This window comes from Pseudomonas sp. ICMP 561, assembly GCF_002699985.1.
Lineage (GTDB): Bacteria > Pseudomonadota > Gammaproteobacteria > Pseudomonadales > Pseudomonadaceae > Aquipseudomonas > Aquipseudomonas quasicaspiana.
In genome coordinates this window covers 240077-257565 of sequence record NZ_LKBT01000045.1, presented here as the reverse complement: position 1 = coordinate 257565, position 17489 = coordinate 240077, and the positions used below count along the sequence as shown (strand labels likewise).

Genomic DNA, 17489 nt, shown 5'->3' with positions numbered 1-17489 from the left:
CGGAGCAACCCTCACAAGGGGCGTCATAAAGCAGGCGAGAGCATCAAGTTTTTCCGCTCGCAGCACGCGAGTCTCCATGCCTGACATGGACTTTTGAATCTGCCCTGGGTGCCGTCGGCACCTCCTGAAAAAACAACAACTATTGGCCAGTCGCATGACGATTGGTCAACAGGTGAGGGGACAACCATGCAACATTCTCACGCTGCGACGCTGGGCGAAAATCGTGCCGTTTCATCGACCGTAAAACTGTATATCTGGGCAGCGGTCATTCTCGTGGTGGCCGAGGCAATCGGTGCGATCAGTATTCCCCTCGGCCCTGGCAAAGTCGTTCTGCTGCCGATGGTCTGGGCGCTGTTGATCGGCGCGGGCATCGGCATTTTCAGCCGCCGTATGCCGGGCCCGATCGGCCTGAGCCTCGGCGATCAGGTGCGTTCTGCTTCCATCCTGCAACCGGCGCTTTTGGTGTTCATCGCCAAACTGGGCATGGTCGTCGGCGGTTCTTTGCCGCTGGTGTTTGCTTCAGGCTGGGCGCTGTTGTTCCAGGAGTTTGGCCACTTTGTTGGCACCGTGATTCTCGGTCTGCCAGTGGCGCTGATGCTGGGTATCAAGCGAGAAGCCATTGGTGCGACGTTCTCTGTCGGTCGTGAGCCAAGCCTGGCGATCATTGGCGAGCGCTACGGCATGGACTCCCCGGAAGGTCGCGGTGTATTGGCCGAGTATCTGACCGGGACATTGTTCGGCGCGTTGTTCATTGCCGTTGTTGCAGGCTTCATTACCAGCCTCGGGATCTTCCATCCCAACTCGCTGGCGATGGGCTCAGGCATCGGTTCCGGCAGCATGATGGCGGCGGCAGCGGGCGCGATTGCGGCGCAGCAGACCCCGGAAGTGGCCAAGGAAGTCATGGCGCTTGCCGCCGCGTCGAACCTGATCACCACGACCATTGGCACTTACTTCACGCTGTTTATCTCCTTGCCGCTGGCGGTCTGGGGCTACCGTGTGCTTGAGCCGATCATCGGTCGTACGACCAAGGCTTCGGTGATGAGCACGGGTCTGAAGCATGACCAGGTGTCCCTTGAGGTCAAGGAACTGGGTTGGGGCGGTCGGATCAGCGCTTGGCTGGCAGCCGGTGCCCTGGCATTGATCGCCAACTATGTCGGCTACAAGACGCTGTCGCCAGCGGCCTTCGGTGGTATCGCAGTGATGATCCTGGCGGTGTTCATTGGCGAAATGATCTGTGTTGCCCTGCGCCGCAAGATCCCGGCGGTGTGCACCGTGTCTCTGGTTGCCATGTTCATGACTTCGCCAGCGTGCCCTTGGGCCGCAGAAATCGCGCAGATGGTGGGTTCGATCAACATGCTTGCCGTGATCACGCCGATGCTGGCGTTCGCCGGTTTGTCGGTAGCCAAAGACCTGCCAGCGTTCCGCCTGTTGGGCTGGCGCATTGTGCTGGTGTCGTTCCTGGCCAACTTCGGTACGTTCATTGGTGCTGTGCTGATTGCAGAGTTCTTTCACTAAGCATTGAGTGGCTGGCAATAAAAAACGCCGGGCAGATCGAATCTGCCCGGCGTTTTTGTGTGTGGTGGTTTCGCAGGATCCGTAGGACCGGCTTTAGCCGGGAGGGCAATAGATCATTTGCCACATTTCATTCGTCTCGAATGACGCCCTCCCGGCTAAAGCCGGTCCTACGGATTTGTGTGAACTCTGCGATCCGTCGTAGGAGCGGCTTTAGCCGCGAGAAGGATCAAGCGAGGTTTGCCTGCTCCACCAGCCAGTCATGCACCGCCCTGCGTGCCGGGGTTTGCAGGGCGCCTTCGCGGTAGACCAATACATACTTCTTGCGGGCTGCAATCGGGTGGCCGAACGGGATGATCAGCGAACCTTCTTCCAGTTCGTTGGTGATCAGCGCCTTGCGCGCAATCGCCACGCCCATGCCCATGATCGCCGCTTCAATGGTCAGGTGGTTGCGATTGAACGTGTGACCACGACGCACATCAACGCCTGAAGCGCCGATAGCATTCAGGTAAAACTCCCACTCGGCGTATTCATAGCTGCCGCGCCAGGCGGTGATGTCGTGCAGCAACGGGTAATGCACCAACTGGCTGGGAGTATCCAGCGGTGGCTTGCCAGCTTGCAGCGCGGGCGAGCAGACCGGGAACAGCTCTTCCTCCAATAAAGAAGTCGTCATCAGCCCCGGATAGCTGCCGTCGTTGAGGTCGATGGCCAGGTCGAAATCGTCATCGCGCAAGGAGCCGCTGCTGTCCTCGGCAATGATTCGTAGCTGAATGTCCGGAAACGCCTGTTCCAGTTGCGGCAGGCGCGGCATCAGCCATTTGCTCAGAAAGGAAGGGATGCAGCGCAGCTTGAACACGCCGCCGATGCGGCCCGAGTGCAACAGCCTCAACTCATCATCAATACGGCTGTGTACCTCGTTGGCAACGATGGCCAGCCGCTGCCCTTCGGCGGTCAGTTCAAGACCACGACCGACCCGATGGAACAGCGCAAACCCCAGTCGCTCTTCGAGCTGACGCATCTGTTGGCTGATCGCACCGGGCGTTACATGCAGTTCGTCCGCGCAGCGGGTAAACGACAGGTGCCGGGCAGCACAGGCGAAGACCTGAAGCCATGCGTGCATTTGCGCGTTGAGGATTTTGCTCATCTATCAGTTCTGCTTAACCATGGCTTAGGAAGTTTCGTTTGTGGATCGCTTGGCTGGAGCCTAAAAATACCAGCACATAACAAAGTGTCTTTCGAGGCGACAGCCTCTCACGAATCGAGCAAACCGTATGGCTATCAGCGTCTTCGACATGTTCAAAATCGGCATCGGCCCCTCCAGTTCGCATACGGTCGGACCCATGCGTGCTGCTGCGATCTTCACCGTGCAGTTGCGCGAGCTGGATCTGCTGAACAAGGTCGAGCGCGTCGAGGTACGTTTGTATGGTTCGTTGTCGGCCACCGGCATTGGTCACGGCAGTGACCGTGCGACGGTTATCGGCCTGATGGGCGAGTGGCCTGATCAGGTGGACCCGGCGCTGGTCGCACCTCGTGTAGACGCTGTGCTGGAGCAACAGGTTCTGCTGCTCGGCGGCGAACAGCGCATTACCTTCGAATGGCAGCGCGACATGCGTCTGCTGGAAGAGAGCCTGCCTTATCACCCCAACGGCATGACGCTCTGCGCCTATGGTGCCACTGGTGAAGTGTATGAGCAGACTTATTATTCGGTCGGCGGTGGGTTTGTCGTTGATGCCGAGCAAGCCGCCAGCGGCATTCTGGACAGCGATACCACCGAGCTGCCTTACGATTTCTCCAGCGGCGCCCAGCTGCTGCGCCTGTGCAAAAAGCACGGTCTGAGTATTTCTGCGCTGATGATGGAGAACGAAAAAGTCTGGCGCACCGAAGCGGAAATCCGCTCGCGGATTCTGCACATCTGGGGCGCCATGCAGGACTGCGTGAACAAAGGCCTGAGAGAAGAGGGCATCTTGCCCGGTGGCCTGAATGTGCGGCGTCGTGCTTTCCGGCTGCATCGCAGTTTGCAGGAGCTGGGCAAGCCCAACGTGATCAGCTCGACCCTCAGCGCCATGGAATGGGTCAATCTGTTCGCCTTGGCGGTCAACGAAGAGAATGCGGCAGGCGGGCGTATGGTGACGGCGCCTACCAATGGCGCTGCGGGGATCATCCCGGCGGTCCTGCACTACTTCATGAAATTCAATCCTGATGCCAATGAAGATGACATCGTCCGGTTCTTTTTGAGCGCGGCGTCGGTGGGCATTCTGTGCAAGAAGAACGCTTCGATTTCCGGCGCGGAAGTGGGGTGTCAGGGCGAAGTGGGTTCTGCTTGTGCCATGGCGGCTGCGGGCCTGGCAGAGATTCTTGGCGCGACGCCTGAGCAGGTGGAAAACGCTGCGGAGATCGGGCTGGAACATAACCTGGGCCTGACCTGCGACCCGGTTGGCGGTCTGGTGCAAATACCCTGTATCGAGCGCAATGCAATTGCTGCTGTGAAAGCGATCAACGCCGCACAAATGGCCATGCGTGGCGACGGCGAGCATTTCATCTCCCTGGACCAGGCCATCCGCACCATGCGCGACACCGGCGCGGACATGCTTGATAAATACAAGGAAACGTCACGCGGTGGGTTGGCGGTGAAGTGGGTGGAGTGCTGAGGATTTTGTTGGAGCGAGGCTTGCCCGCGAAGGCGCCAGGTCAGTTGACGAAGATGTCGCCTGATAGGCCCATTCGCGGGCAAGCCTCGCTCCAACAGTGTTGTGTTAGCTCGCAGCCAATTCCTGTTCCACCAGCTTCGTCCACACCGCCACGCCTGCGCCGATCACTTGATCGTTGAAGTCGTAGTACGGGTTGTGCAACGCCGCTGATGGTTTTTCACCGTCCACGCCCAGCCAGATGTAAGCGCCGGGGCGAGCCTGGAGCATGTAGGCGAAATCTTCGGACGCCATGGACGGGTTACAACCCCACTGCACGTTTTCCTCACCCACCGCCGTGATGGCTGCACGACGAATCGTGGCCGCTGCATCGACGTTGTTCTCGGTGACCGGATAGCCCACTTTGTAAGCCAGCTTGCCTGTCACGCCAAACGCGACTGGCAGTTGCTCGACGAACTCGCCAATCAACTTCTCGACCTTGTCACGCACCGGGGTTTGCAGGCAGCGCACCGTACCGCGCAGCACCGCCGTTTCCGGAATCACGTTGATCGCTTCACCGGCGTTGAACTGAGTGATGCTGACCACTGCTGAGTCCAGTGGCGAAAGGCGGCGGGATACGATGGTCTGCAGGCCCAGCACCAACTGCGCAGCGGCAACAATCGGGTCGGCGCCTTTATCCGGCATGGCAGCATGACTGCCTTTGCCGGTCAGGGTGATTTCGAAGGTGTCCAGCGAAGCCATCATTGGCCCCGGATTGATGATCACCTGCCCGGCAGGGGCGCCCGGCCAATTGTGCAGGCCGTAGATGGCGTCCATCGGGAAGCGCTCGAACAAGCCGTCATCAATCATTTTGCCTGCGCCGCCGAGGTTTTCTTCCGCGGGTTGGAACACGAAATACACGGTGCCTTTGAAGTTGCGGGTCTCGCTCAGGTGGCGAGCGGTGGCCAGCAGAATCGCGGTATGGCCGTCGTGACCACAGGCATGCATGCAGCCTTTGTGCGTCGACGCGTGGGAGTGGGTACCCAGCTCCTGAATCGGCAAGGCATCCATGTCGGCACGAATGCCGATACTTGGGCCTTCGCCGGTGCGCAAGGTACCCACCACGCCCGTGCCGCCCAGGCCGCGATGCACTTCAATGCCAAAGCTTTCGAGCAACTGCGCAACCCGCTCGGAGGTGCGCAGTTCTTCAAAGCCCAGTTCCGGGGCCGAGTGGAAGTCGCGACGCCATACCGTGGCGTCTTCGATCAACGTTTGGGATAGCTTCATCAGATTCACTCCAGGCTCGCGCCGTAACCGAAGCTGACCGCAGGTACGGCAGCCGTTTCGACCCAGACGCTTTTGACTTCGCTGTATTCGCGCAGTGCGTCGAGGCCCGACGAACGACCGTAGCCGCTGTCACCGTAGCCGCCGAAAGGCGAGCTGACGTGGATGGTCTTGTAACCGTTGACCCAGAAGGTCCCGGCGCGCACTTGTTTGGCGACGCGGTGGGCGCGGCCAACATCGCGCGTCCATACCGCGCCTGCCAGACCGAAGCGGCTGTCGTTGGCAATACGGATCGCTTCTGCTTCATCTTTGAACGGAATCGCTACGACCACCGGACCGAAGATTTCGTCCTGCGCGCAGTTCAGTGCATTGTCACCCGCCAGCACGGTTGGGTTGACGTAATAGCCCGGCACGTTCGGCAGCGGATCAGCATCGACACCCACCAGCTTTGCACCATCCTGGAGCGCGTTTTCGACCATGCTCTTTACGTGTGCATATTGCTTGGCGTTGTTGATCGGGCCGATCTGTGTTTCAGGGTCGCTTGGGTCGCCTACCTTGAATTGTTTACCGGCTGCGGCCAGGGCAGTGGTGAAACGCTCGAAGATCGATTCCTGCACCAGCAGGCGTGAACCGGATACGCAGCTTTGACCAGCTCCGGAGAAAATCGCGGCCTGAGCGCCGCGCAGGGCAACCTCCAGATCAGCGTCTTCAAAGACGATGTTCGCTGACTTGCCACCCAGCTCCAGCACGCAAGGAATGCAACGTTGCGCGGCGGCAGTCGCGATGTGACGACCGGTGGCGGGGGAGCCTACGAAGACTACTTTGCGGATATCAGCCTTGGCGATCAGCGCTTGGCCAATGGTGTGACCGAAACCGGCCACGACGTTGACCAGACCTTTTGGCACACCGGCGCGCTCGATCAGCACCGCGACCACCAGCGAAGACAAAGCAGTCAGCTCGGACGGCTTGAGGATCACGGCGTTGCCAGCAGTGATCGCCGGAGCGATCTGCCAGCCGCAGGTGAAAATCGGCGCGTTCCATGGGGTGATTTGCAGCACCGTGCCCAGCGGCTCGTAGGTTACGTAGTTGAGGTGCGAGGTCGGCACCGGGATGACTTCGCCATGCAGCTTGTCGGCCCAACCGGCGTAGTACTCGAACATTTCGGCGACTTTCGCGACTTCAACGTTGGCATCGCGGATTGGCTTGTTGGCGGTGATGGATTCGATCTGCGCCAGATTGGCGGCTTCCTCACGAATCAGCGCGCCGACCTGATACATCAAGCGGCCACGGGCCTGAGCAGTCAGGGCTGCCCATTGGGACTGGGCGGTTTTCGCCGCGGCATCGATGGTTGCCACCAGTGATGCGTCGGCATCGGGAAAGCTCAACATCAGGCTGTCGTCGTGGGCGTTGCGCACTTCCACCGGCTCGCCATGGCCTTCTACGAATTCGCCGCCAACGTAGCTGGCTACTGTGTTGCGGTCGCCCCAGTACGGGCGCATCAAGTCCAGCAGTTTTTGCGTGCTCATCGGTTATTCCCCTTTGCCGAACAGCTGGGCATCGGTCCGCTGGACGATGCAGTTGAAGTCTTCACCGTCCGGCAGCGTTTCGCTGCTGGCGGCCCACAGTTGGGCGACGATGCGCGCCAATGGCAGGTCCATATCCAGGCTATCAGCCAGATCGCTGGCCAGGCCGACGTCCTTGCGCATCAAACCCATGGTGAAGCCGGAGTTGTAGGTTTTGTTCAGTACCCAGGTCGGGAACATCACTTGGGTGGCGCCACTGCGGCCGGAACCGGCATTAAGGCCGAGCATCAGTTTTTCCGGATCGACGCCCGCTTTGGCAGCCATGCTCACGGCTTCTGCGGTGCTGATCAGGTGGCAGGCGGCGAGCATGTTGTTGGCGATCTTGGCAACGTTGCCCGCGCCGCATTTGCCGACGTGAACCCGTGTGCCGCTCATGCCTTCGAGTACCGGCAATACTTTTTCCAGGTCTGCGTCTTCTGCGCCGATGACCATGGACATAGTGCCGGTGGCTGCACCTTTAGGGCCGCCAGAAACCGGTGCGTCGATGAAGCCAATGCTCTTTTGCAGCAGAGCAGCGGCCACCTTGCGGCTGGCTTCCGGTGTCGAGGTGGTGGTGTCGACCACGATCAGGCCAGCGTTGCCGTGTTGCAGTACGCCTTCAGCGCCCAGGCAAACCAGTTCAACGTGTTCTGCTTTTGGTAATGACAGGATCAGCACGTCGACCTGTTTGATCAGTGCGGTGCGGTCAGCGACTGGTTTGACGCCTTTGCTCTCGGCAATTTCCAGTGCTGCCTGTGAAAGGTCAAAGCCGCTTACGTCAAAGCCTTTGCTGGCCAGGGTTGCAGCCATGCCGCCGCCCATGTTGCCCAGTCCAATCACGCCTACTTTTAAAGTCATTCAGAATGCTCGCTCAGCTGGTTGACAGGCTACGTCGCACCGTCAATGGTTATCGGCAGATGAACCGAGTATGGACACCGCTCTGCACACACAGCAATAATCACCAAATTCATTTTTGTTGCGTTGAAAGCAACGCAGGTGGCCCATGAGTCTGGTTCAGGATCGACGCATTCTTTATTTCTTCGAGGCCGTACGACTGGGCAGTGTTCGTGCAGCGGCGGATTTTCTCGACGTTGCGCCGTCTGCAGTCAGTCGGCAGATCGCCCAGTTGGAGCATGAGCTGGGCGCACCCTTGCTGGAGCGTCATCGTCGTGGCGTTAAGCCGACTGAGGCGGGGGATCGCGTGCTGGCTTACTATCGTCAGCGACTTTCTCAGCAAGAGGTTTTACTGGAGTCGCTGCAAGCGTTGCGCGGTTTGCAGAGTGGTTCGGTGGTGTTGGCGATTGGTGAAGGGTTTATCGATGGCCTGACCGAGCCGCTGACAAAATTCTCGACGCTGTACCCCAAGGTCGAACTGCAAGTGAACGTGTGTGGCACCAATGAAGTAATCCGTCAGGTAGTAGAAGACGAGGCGCACATCGGCCTGGTGTTCAACCCACCCGCAGACCCGAAGATTCGCTCCCACGCCCACCAGAAACAGCCGGTCTGCGTGATGGTCAGCCCCGACCATCCTTTGGCGCAGCATGACGGGCCGATCCCGTTGAAAGATCTGGACAGCTACCGATTGGGTCTACTCGGGGTTTCCTACGGCATCCGTCAGATCCTGACTCAGGCCGAACAGCAGTGCGGCGTTTCCCTGATGCCAACCCTGACCTGCAACACCTTCGCCATGCTCAAACGCTTTGCCATGAGCGGCGGTGTAACCCTGTTGCCGACGTTCGTGGTGGTGGACGAACTGGCGAGCGGCAAGCTCATAGCATTGCCATTGGAATCCCAAGTGTTCAGCGAGTCACAGGTGCATATCATCAGCCGGTTGGGCAGGCAGTTGAGCGTTGGTTCGAGCCGATTGCTGGGACTGTTGCAGCAGGACATGACGGCGTTTAATGGGAAGTGATGGCCACCGCAAAAAACATAGAATAACTATTTGGATTCAAAAGTTTTTTTGTAGGAGTGAGCTTGCTCGCGATAGCGTTTGGTCAGGCGATAATTTCTCAACAATTCAACCGCTATCGCGAGCAAGCTCGCTCCTACAAGACCCAATGTTTGCTGCGCGATCTCCAATAGGTCCGAGGTCAACCGTGGCTTTTATGTGTACTGACGACTACTTTCCAGACAGTTGCATAATCATCGCCGTCGTCAGGTAAAGCCTCGGCGCGATGCTCGACAGGTCTATGTATTCGTCCTCGGAGTGCAACCCGGCGCCAACCACGCCCATGGTTTCCAGCACCGCAGGCTTCTGGCTGTCGGGCACATAGGCATAACCGGCATCGGTACCGAAGCGCATGGCGATCGGCTCGATGTTGCGACCGATCTCGCCGTATAGCGTCTTCGCCAATTTAGCCAGGTCTTCGGTGGCAGGGTTCTTCACCAGTGGCGGGCGGCCTTTGTCCATACGAAAAGTCACCTGAGTCCCATCGATCATTTTGCTCTGCGCGATACGTTGACCATCGCCAAGCACACGGTCTGACTCGCCGAGGTCCGAGTAGCGCATGTCACCCTCAGCAACGGCGCTGTCCGGGATGATATTGCGCTTGGTACCGGCGTTGATCATCGTCCAGTTCACTGTGGTGCCCTTGGCCTTGTCACCCAGGTCCTTGAGCTGGACCAGTTGATGGGCCAGCTCCATTGCCGCATTGCGGCCCGCTTCAGGAGCGGAGCCTGCGTGGGATGACTTGCCTTTGACCTCCACGAACACGCCGTTGATGCCGTTGGTGGCTACCGTTACCGCATCCGTGTCAGGCGGCTCGTAGGAGAATACGTAGTCGTGTTTACGAGCCAGTTCGGCGATGGTCTTTTTCGAGCCCGCCGAGCCCATTTCCTCGTCCGGGTTGAACAGCACGGTGATGGTGCCGAAGTCCTTGAACTTTTGATCCTGCAAAAGCTTGAGTGAATGCAGGACCATGGCCACGCCACCTTTGGCGTCTGCTACACCCGGCCCAAAGGCACGTTCGCCTTCCACCTTGAATGGCCGCTTGGCCGCCGTACCCGGCCCAAACACCGTGTCGTAGTGAATCATCAGCAAGAATGATTTGCTGCCATTGCCCTTGATCGTACCGACGATGTTATCGCCCGTTGATGGCGAAGCTGGGGTGGTCTGCACCGTTGCCCCCAATGCTTCGAGGCGTTTTACGAGCATTTCCCTGACGGTCTTGAGCCCTGGCGCCTGGCCGGTACCGGTATCGATATCTACGAGTTGTTCAACGGTCGCCAGATAAGCCTTCTGTTCGGCTTCGGCGTTTTTGAGGAGTTGCTTTGGAGGCACTTGGACGGCGAATGTCGATGAACAGAGCAGGGTGGCGGCGACGGCGGCCGCCAGAGCGGTACTACGAACGAACATGCTGGATCCCTCAGATGGTGTTCAAGAGAAGCTTTTGTAACACTTGACCGGTTTTTTTTGTACCCTTCGACCTTGGTACCGAGAAAAGTCCACGCCTGGTCGCCGGCACTGGGGGACAGGACTTTTTTGGTGATGAAGAAACAAAAAAACCGCGCAAAGGCGCGGTTTTAATGAGGGTTGGTCGGTTTCTCAGTGCTTCAGACACACCTGAAACTGAACACTCCGATCAGACGTTAAAGCGGAAGTGCAGCACGTCGCCGTCTTTGACGATGTAGTCCTTGCCTTCCAGACGCCATTTGCCGGCTTCCTTGGCACCGGCTTCACCCTTGTACTGGATGAAGTCGTTGTAGGCGATGCACTCGGCGCGGATGAAGCCTTTTTCGAAGTCTGTGTGAATCACGCCAGCGGCTTGTGGTGCTGTGGCACCGACACGTACGGTCCAGGCGCGGACTTCTTCAACGCCAGCTGTGAAGTAGGTCTGCAGGTGCAGCATTTCGTAGCCTGCGCGGATCACGCGGTTCAGGCCTGGCTCTTCAAAGCCCAGCGCTTCGAGGAACATGTCCTTTTCTTCGCCGTCATCGAGTTCAGCGATTTCCGCTTCGATCTTGTTGCAGACAGGTACCAGCATTGCGCCTTCTTCTTCGGCGATGGCGCGAACGACGTCCAGTAGCGGGTTGTTCTCGAAACCGTCTTCGGCAACGTTGGCGATGTACATGACCGGCTTGGTGGTCAGCAGGTGGAAGCCACGAATCACTGCTTTTTCGTCAGCGTTCATGTTCTTCATCAGGCTGCGGGCTGGCTTGCCTTCGGTGAAGTGAGCGATCAACTGCTCCAGCAGGCCTTTCTGAACCACTGCATCCTTGTCGCCGCCCTTGGCGTTGCGCGTGACTTTCTGCAGCTGTTTTTCACAGCTGTCGAGGTCGGCAAAGATCAGTTCCAGGTCGATGATTTCGATATCGCGCTTCGGGTCGACGCTGTTGGAAACGTGAATCACGTTGTCGTCTTCGAAGCAGCGAACCACGTGAGCGATAGCGTCGGTCTCGCGGATGTTGGCGAGGAACTTGTTGCCCAGGCCTTCACCTTTGGACGCACCGGCTACCAGGCCCGCGATGTCGACGAATTCCATGGTGGTCGGCAGGATGCGCTTGGGATTGACGATGGCCGCCAATGCCGCAAGGCGTGGGTCTGGCATGGCCACGATGCCGCTGTTCGGTTCGATGGTGCAGAAGGGGAAGTTCTCCGCTGCAATACCGGACTTGGTCAGGGCGTTGAACAGAGTGGATTTGCCGACGTTGGGCAGGCCGACGATGCCGCAATTGAAGCCCATGGTGTTTCCCCTCGAGTGATGTCAGGCCTTCTGGCTGTGCAGGTTTTTCATCGCCCGGTTCCATTCACCGGCGAAGATATCCGGCAGCACGCCGAGGGCAAAGTCGATGCTGGCGTCCAGTTTCTCCTGTTCGGCGCGTGGCGCTCGACCCAGAACAAAACCGGAGACCTTATTGGCGTCGCCCGGGTGGCCGATGCCAAGCCGCAAGCGGTGAAATGTATTCTGATTGCCGAGCTGCGCGATGATGTCCCGCAACCCGTTATGTCCGCCATGTCCGCCGCCCTGTTTAAACTTGGCAACGCCCGGTGGCAGATCGAGTTCGTCATGCGCCACCAGGATGGCATCAACCGGAATCCGGTAGAAACCAGCGAGCGCCGCCACGGACTGACCGCTGCGGTTCATGTAGGTAGTGGGAATCAGCAGACGAACATCCTGACCCTGATGAGTGAAGCGTGCGGTCAGGCCAAAAAATTTGCGCTCGGCGACGAGATTGACTCGTTGCGCGTCAGCGATACGCTCAACAAAAAGAGCCCCTGCGTTGTGCCGGGTCTGTTCGTATTCAGCGCCTGGATTTCCCAGGCCAACGATCAGTTGTATGGCAGTCACGACAGGGGCCCTTTTATGGAGTTGTGGTTGAAGCCGCTGCAGACAGCGGCAAAACTGGAAGAAAACTGCTCATTTACCATGATGTAAACTCCGCGATCCTGCCCGTTTTGCCTGACTTTTACAGCGGTTTCCCGAGCAACTCCGGTATGACCGAGTAATGAATTACTCGGCAGTACCTTCTTCTGCTTCGTCTTCGGTCGGTGCGATGCGTGGGGCGTGGACGTTGGCAACAGCCAGGTCGTTACCGTGCGCCAGAGCAACGAACTCAACACCTTTAGGTGCTTTAACGTCGGACAAGTGAACGATCGAACCGATTTCCAGAGCAGACACGTCTACTTCGATGAACTCAGGCAGATCTTTCGGCAGGCAGCTTACTTCCAGCTCGGAAGTAACGTGCGAAACTTCGCCGCCTTTCTTGACTGGAACTTCTTCACCGATGAAGTGCACAGGCACGATAGCGGTCAGTTTCTGGCCAGCTACAACGCGTACGAAGTCAGCGTGCATCACGTGGCCTTTGGCCGGGTGACGTTGCAGAGCTTTGATGATCACGTTTTGCTTTTTGCCATCAACGGTCAGCGCGATGATGTGGCTGTACGAAGCTTCGTTTTCCAGCAGTTTTGCAACTTCTTTGGCCAGCAGGCTGATGGATTCAGGGGCTTTGTCGCCACCGTAAACTACAGCTGGAACCAGGCTTGCGAGACGACGCAGGCGGCGGCTCGCACCTTTCCCCAGGTCGGAACGCAGTTCAGCATTCAAAGTAAAATCGTTCATTTTGTATCTCCAAATTAGCCACATTCGACCTGACGTTTGCGACCGACGTCAGGACGATATGGGCAAAAAAGCCCCGCCCTGACCGAATGTCAGGGCGGGGCGCTTTTCGTCAACAGGGTGTCAGCTAAGGGAAACCCCTTAGCGGAACATCGCGCTGATCGATTCTTCGTTGCTGATGCGGCGGACCGCCTCAGCGACTACCGGAGCGATATCCAGTTGACGGATACGGCTACAGGCTTGTGCTGCAGCGGACAACGGGATGGTGTTAGTCACCACCAGTTCATCCAGCACGGAATTCTCAATGTTTTCGATCGCCCGACCCGACAGCACAGGGTGTGTGCAGTAGGCAAAGACCTTGGCAGCGCCATGCTCTTTCAGGGCCTTGGCCGCATGGCACAGTGTGCCGGCGGTATCGACCATGTCATCGACCAGAATACAGGTACGCCCTTCGACATCACCGATGATATGCATCACTTCAGAGTGATTGGCTTTCTCACGGCGCTTGTCGATGATCCCGAGATCAACACCCAGAGACTTCGCAACAGCACGTGCACGCACGACGCCGCCGATATCCGGGGAAACGATCATCAGGTTTTCGAAACGTTGATCTTCAATGTCATCCACCAGAACCGGGGAGCCGTAGATGTTATCTACCGGAATATCGAAGAAACCCTGGATTTGGTCAGCATGCAGATCAACCGTGAGAACACGATCGATCCCGACTACGGTAAGCATGTCAGCAACAACTTTCGCACTGATAGCCACACGTGCGGAACGCGGACGGCGATCCTGACGGGCATAACCAAAGTAAGGAATCACAGCAGTGATTCGGGACGCTGAGGAGCGGCGGAAGGCATCAGCCATCACAACCAGTTCCATCAGGTTATCGTTGGTCGGAGCGCAAGTCGGCTGAATGATAAATACGTCTTTACCGCGGACGTTTTCATTAATCTCAGTAGAAATTTCGCCGTCGGAAAACTTGCCGACAGAAACATCACCTAGTGGGATATGCAGCTGACGTACGACACGTCGAGCCAGATCGGGGTTAGCGTTCCCCGTAAAGACCATCATCTTGGACACGCGCAGTACCTGAAGGCTGAGGGTAACCTGGATGAGTATAGGAAAATGGCAGGGGCGGCTGGATTCGAACCAACGCATGGCAGGATCAAAACCTGCTGCCTTACCGCTTGGCGACGCCCCTGTATTTGTTGCAACGAGTACCCAGTACCCGGTTCCTTTTTAGAGCAGACTTTGCAGCTTGCGATGCAACATCGAAACGTTGCTTCCTTTTGCTACAAACCCCGTAAAGGTCTCTGTAAGAAGGGCCGAGACTTTATCAGCTTCAGCTTTGTTTGGGAAGGCCCCAAACACACAACTTCCAGTTCCGGTTAATTTTGCTTCGGTAAATTTACCTAACAAATTCAAAGCGTTACGTACTTCTGGATAACGCCTTGCTACAACCGGTAAGCAGTCATTTCGACTGTTTCCCTTGGGAACGGGGCGCACTTTAATGGGAGGAGTGTTACGTGTCAACAGTGGATCTGAAAAAATTTCTGCTGTACTTACAGATACTTGCGGCACGAGTACCAGATACCACGGTTCTTCCGGGTCTACAGGGGTGAGTTTTTCCCCTACACCCTCAGCAAATGCGGCATGTCCGCGTACGAAAACCGGAACGTCTGCCCCGAGAGTCAGGCCCAGCGCGGCGAGACGATTTTCGTCCCAGCCAAGATTCCACAGATGGTTCAACCCCAGCAATGTCGTCGCTGCATCGGAGCTGCCGCCGCCGATTCCGCCGCCCATGGGCAAGCGCTTTTCCAGCCAGATGTCCATGCCGAGGGTGCAACCCGATTGTTGTTGCAGTGCCCGGGCTGCCTTGACGATCAGGTTGCTGTCATGGGGAACACCGGGAACATCGGTCTGCAGGCGGATTTCACCGTCCTGGCGAACGGCGAAGCTGAGGTCATCGCCGTAGTCGACGAACTGAAACAGGGTTTGCAGTTCGTGATAGCCATCGGGGCGACGGCCGAGAATGTGCAGCATCAGATTCAGTTTGGCAGGAGCGGGCAGGGTCAGGCGTGCATCGCTCATGCTTATTGACCCAGTTTGCGTGGCTGCCAGTCCTTGATCACCAGCGTGACATCAAGGTCCTGGCCGTGCAGCTTGACGCGCTCGGGCAACCAATAACCGTTCTGTTCGACATAACTCAGGTATTCAACCTGCCAGCCATCCTGTTCAAGGTTTGCCAGACGACTGTCACCATCAAGTGTCAGCCGACTCTTGCTGTCGGGGGCGGGCAGGCCGCGCACCCACCAGACCAGATGCGACACGGGCAGTTTCCAGCCGAGCTGTTCTTCAAGCAGTGTCTCTGGAGTGGGGGCCTCGTAGCGACCCTGGTTGGCAACTTCCAGCGCAACGCTGCCGGGACGGCCGGTCAAGCGTGCGGCGCCGCGTCCCAGTGGACCGGACAAACGAATGTCGTAGTAGTCCTGGCGTTGCAGCCAGAACAGCGTGCCGCTTCCTGAATCCTTTGGCGCGCGAATGCCGACCTTGCCGTTGATCTGCCAGCCGTCGAGGGCGGTCAGTTGTTCTTTGTGCTGACGCCACTGCGCCGGGTCTCCCTTGCCTTCGACGGCTTCCCGGGAAGTGAGGCCTGCGCAACCGGCGAGCAGGGCGATGAGGCTGAATACGACTACATGGCGCAAAAACATAAAATTAAAGAGTCTCGGATCCGGTCAGGCGCAACAGAGTGCTGCGCAGAATAGGGCTGTCAGGTTGTTCTTCAAGGGCTTTGCCCCAGACTTTGCGGGCTTCGCGCTGCTCGCCTTTGGCCCACAGCACTTCGCCCAGGTGGGCGGCCACTTCATGATCGGGGAAGCGTTCAAGTGCCAGGCGCAGCAGGCGCTCGGCTTCGTCCAGATTACCCAGGCGGTAGTTTACCCAGCCAAGGCTATCGAGGACTGCAGGATCTTCCGGATTGAGTTTGTGGGCTCTTTCGATCAGCTCCTTGGCTTCTGCATAGCGCGTGGTGCGGTCGGAAAGGGTGTAGCCCAGCGCATTCAACGCCATGGCGTTTTCCGGCTCACGCTTGAGAATCGAGCGCAGGTCTTTTTCCATCTGGGCCAGATCACCGCGTTTTTCCGCCATCATCGAGCGGGTGTACAGCAGATTCAGGTCATCCGGATACTGCTTGAGCGCTTGATTCAGCAACTGCCAGGCGCGATCCACCTGATTGTTGCTGGACAGGGTTTCGGCTTCGATCAGGTACAACTGGATCGCGTAGTCAGGTTGTGAATCGCGAGCCTCTGACAAACGTTTGGAAGCTTCGGCCGCGCTGCCGTTGCTCATCAGAATATCGGCCTGACGTAACTGTGCGGACAGATAATCCGGGCCGGGGCCAACCTGGGCATATTCGGCAAGTGCGCTTTGTTGATCGTTACGCTCTTCATGGATGCGCCCCAGGTTCAGGTGCGCGGAATCCTCATGAGCGCCGCGGGCTATCAGCTCTTCCAGATAACCTGCTGCTTCATCCCACGCCTTGGCTTCAAGGCAGACCAGCGCCAGGGAAAAACGCAGTTCATCGTCATCTGGATACTGCTGCACAAGGCTGGAGAACTGCACTTTGGCGTCTTCCATGCGGTTCTGTTCAACCAGCATGCGGGCGTAAGTCAGGCGCAGGCGCTTGTCGTCCGGGTATTTCTTGATGCTTTTTTCGAGGATCGGCAATGCTTCCTTGCCACGGTTCAAGCCTTGCAGCAGGCGAGCGCGTAGCAGTATCGGAGCAATTTCACCTTCTTTAGGCGGATTATCTTCCAGCAGCTTCAGTGAGGCTTGTGCGTCACCGTTCTGTTGAAGCAGCAATGCCTTGCCGAAAATCAGCTGTCCGTTGTTTGGGTATTTGACCAGCAGTCGGTCAAAGCTGGTAAGCAGCGCGTTGCGGGTTTCCGGATTGGTTTCCGCCGCTGACAGTGCCAGGAAGTCGAAATGCGTGTCGCCTTGACCTTGCAGGACTTTTTCCATGTACACCATGGAGTCGTCATAGCGTCCCGCCCGAGCCAGTTGAATGGCTGCTGCGCGCTGTGCTTCAAGGTTTTCCCGGTCGTTTCTGGCCCAGATCAGCGAAGTGTCCAGCGCCGCCTGATCGGCACCCAGATACTCGGCAATGCGGAATGCGCGCTCGGAAACACCCGGATCCTGAGTGTTGATCGCCTGGGTCACGTAGTTGTCCAGGGCAATGTCGAAACGATTGCGCTGGCCAGCCAGTTCCGCGCTCAGCAGGCTGACGAGGGTTTCCTGAGTGAACGAGCCGTAGACCTGAGGCTTGGCTTCAGGTGCGGGGGCGGTGTCTTTCGGCGCAGGAGTAGTCTGCGGCTGAACCGGAGCCATGGACTGGCAACCGCTGAGAAAGACGAGGGCGAGAAACAGCGCGGAGGATCTATTCATATATA

15 protein-coding genes and 1 tRNA gene are annotated in these 17489 nt (G+C 57.9%); 3 read left to right on the top strand and 13 right to left on the bottom strand.

All coding sequences use genetic code 11. From position 1 onward, the window contains the following. Positions 1-186 precede the first annotated feature (186 nt). A complete protein-coding gene (locus tag AO242_RS23210) occupies positions 187-1515 on the top strand; it encodes a DUF3100 domain-containing protein (RefSeq protein WP_099270516.1) in 1329 nt (442 codons plus the stop codon). A gap of 226 nt (positions 1516-1741) precedes the next feature. Here AO242_RS23210 and AO242_RS23205 read toward each other — a convergent pair whose 3' ends face one another. Then, on the bottom strand, positions 1742-2656 hold the full coding sequence (locus AO242_RS23205) for a LysR substrate-binding domain-containing protein (protein ID WP_099270515.1): 915 nt from the start codon (positions 2654-2656) through the stop codon (positions 1742-1744). Positions 2657-2783: 127 nt separating this feature from the next. Between AO242_RS23205 and AO242_RS23200 the strand changes: the two genes are divergently transcribed. After that, entirely contained in the window at positions 2784-4160 is a 1377-nt protein-coding gene (locus AO242_RS23200) for an L-serine ammonia-lyase (protein ID WP_099270514.1), read from the top strand. A gap of 105 nt (positions 4161-4265) precedes the next feature. Here the strand turns inward: AO242_RS23200 and AO242_RS23195 are convergent, their stop codons facing one another. From AO242_RS23195 to AO242_RS23185, 3 genes are read right to left on the bottom strand one after another with little or no spacing between them, the layout of a single operon-like run. Next, a complete protein-coding gene (locus tag AO242_RS23195) occupies positions 4266-5423 on the bottom strand; it encodes a M20 aminoacylase family protein (protein WP_099270513.1) in 1158 nt (385 codons plus the stop codon). Positions 5424-5428: 5 nt separating this feature from the next. Then, positions 5429-6946 (bottom strand): aldehyde dehydrogenase family protein, encoded by a 1518-nt coding sequence (locus AO242_RS23190; protein ID WP_099270512.1) that lies wholly within the window; start codon positions 6944-6946, stop codon positions 5429-5431. A gap of 3 nt (positions 6947-6949) precedes the next feature. Then, positions 6950-7840 (bottom strand): NAD(P)-dependent oxidoreductase, encoded by an 891-nt coding sequence (locus tag AO242_RS23185; RefSeq protein WP_099270511.1) that lies wholly within the window; start codon positions 7838-7840, stop codon positions 6950-6952. Positions 7841-7985: 145 nt separating this feature from the next. On the opposite strand from AO242_RS23185, the gene AO242_RS23180 reads away from it, so the two are divergent. Continuing rightward, positions 7986-8894 (top strand): LysR family transcriptional regulator, encoded by a 909-nt coding sequence (locus AO242_RS23180; protein WP_027902863.1) that lies wholly within the window; start codon positions 7986-7988, stop codon positions 8892-8894. Between the two features lie 207 nt (positions 8895-9101). Here AO242_RS23180 and AO242_RS23175 read toward each other — a convergent pair whose 3' ends face one another. From AO242_RS23175 to AO242_RS23135, 9 genes are all read right to left on the bottom strand, one after another. Further along, positions 9102-10337: a M20/M25/M40 family metallo-hydrolase gene (locus AO242_RS23175; protein WP_099270510.1), complete on the bottom strand. Its 1236-nt coding sequence runs from the start codon at positions 10335-10337 to the stop codon at positions 9102-9104. A 226-nt stretch (positions 10338-10563) separates the two neighbouring features. Then, a complete protein-coding gene (ychF, locus tag AO242_RS23170; protein WP_099270509.1) occupies positions 10564-11664 on the bottom strand; it encodes a redox-regulated ATPase YchF in 1101 nt (366 codons plus the stop codon). A 21-nt stretch (positions 11665-11685) separates the two neighbouring features. Further along, a complete protein-coding gene (pth, locus tag AO242_RS23165) occupies positions 11686-12270 on the bottom strand; it encodes an aminoacyl-tRNA hydrolase (protein ID WP_027902866.1) in 585 nt (194 codons plus the stop codon). A 162-nt stretch (positions 12271-12432) separates the two neighbouring features. Continuing rightward, complete coding sequence (locus tag AO242_RS23160; protein ID WP_027902867.1) at positions 12433-13041, bottom strand: 50S ribosomal protein L25/general stress protein Ctc; 609 nt, start codon at positions 13039-13041, stop codon at positions 12433-12435. 138 nt (positions 13042-13179) lie between these two features. Continuing rightward, the gene (locus AO242_RS23155) at positions 13180-14121 is read right to left on the bottom strand and encodes a ribose-phosphate pyrophosphokinase (RefSeq protein ID WP_002552145.1); all 942 of its coding nucleotides are present in this window, start codon (positions 14119-14121) and stop codon (positions 13180-13182) included. Between the two features lie 46 nt (positions 14122-14167). Next, a tRNA-Gln gene (locus AO242_RS23150) sits at positions 14168-14242 on the bottom strand. Positions 14243-14280: 38 nt separating this feature from the next. Then, on the bottom strand, positions 14281-15132 hold the full coding sequence (gene ispE, locus AO242_RS23145) for a 4-(cytidine 5'-diphospho)-2-C-methyl-D-erythritol kinase (RefSeq protein ID WP_099270508.1): 852 nt from the start codon (positions 15130-15132) through the stop codon (positions 14281-14283). 2 nt (positions 15133-15134) lie between these two features. After that, positions 15135-15752, bottom strand: a complete 618-nt coding sequence (lolB, locus tag AO242_RS23140) for a lipoprotein insertase outer membrane protein LolB (RefSeq protein ID WP_027902869.1) — start codon at positions 15750-15752, stop codon at positions 15135-15137. A 4-nt stretch (positions 15753-15756) separates the two neighbouring features. After that, a complete protein-coding gene (locus AO242_RS23135; RefSeq protein WP_099270507.1) occupies positions 15757-17484 on the bottom strand; it encodes a tetratricopeptide repeat protein in 1728 nt (575 codons plus the stop codon). Positions 17485-17489: the final 5 nt, after the last annotated feature.

Coding starts and splice junctions, on each gene's coding strand:
- AO242_RS23210 (WP_099270516.1), top strand. CDS start 187: ATGCAACATTCTCACGCTGCGACGCTGGGCGAAAATCGTGCCGTTTCA.
- AO242_RS23205 (WP_099270515.1), bottom strand. CDS start 2,656: ATGAGCAAAATCCTCAACGCGCAAATGCACGCATGGCTTCAGGTCTTC.
- AO242_RS23200 (WP_099270514.1), top strand. CDS start 2,784: ATGGCTATCAGCGTCTTCGACATGTTCAAAATCGGCATCGGCCCCTCC.
- AO242_RS23195 (WP_099270513.1), bottom strand. CDS start 5,423: ATGAAGCTATCCCAAACGTTGATCGAAGACGCCACGGTATGGCGTCGC.
- AO242_RS23190 (WP_099270512.1), bottom strand. CDS start 6,946: ATGAGCACGCAAAAACTGCTGGACTTGATGCGCCCGTACTGGGGCGAC.
- AO242_RS23185 (WP_099270511.1), bottom strand. CDS start 7,840: ATGACTTTAAAAGTAGGCGTGATTGGACTGGGCAACATGGGCGGCGGC.
- AO242_RS23180 (WP_027902863.1), top strand. CDS start 7,986: ATGAGTCTGGTTCAGGATCGACGCATTCTTTATTTCTTCGAGGCCGTA.
- AO242_RS23175 (WP_099270510.1), bottom strand. CDS start 10,337: ATGTTCGTTCGTAGTACCGCTCTGGCGGCCGCCGTCGCCGCCACCCTG.
- ychF (WP_099270509.1), bottom strand. CDS start 11,664: ATGGGCTTCAATTGCGGCATCGTCGGCCTGCCCAACGTCGGCAAATCC.
- AO242_RS23160 (WP_027902867.1), bottom strand. CDS start 13,041: ATGAACGATTTTACTTTGAATGCTGAACTGCGTTCCGACCTGGGGAAA.
- ispE (WP_099270508.1), bottom strand. CDS start 15,132: ATGAGCGATGCACGCCTGACCCTGCCCGCTCCTGCCAAACTGAATCTG.
- lolB (WP_027902869.1), bottom strand. CDS start 15,752: ATGTTTTTGCGCCATGTAGTCGTATTCAGCCTCATCGCCCTGCTCGCC.
- AO242_RS23135 (WP_099270507.1), bottom strand. CDS start 17,484: ATGAATAGATCCTCCGCGCTGTTTCTCGCCCTCGTCTTTCTCAGCGGT.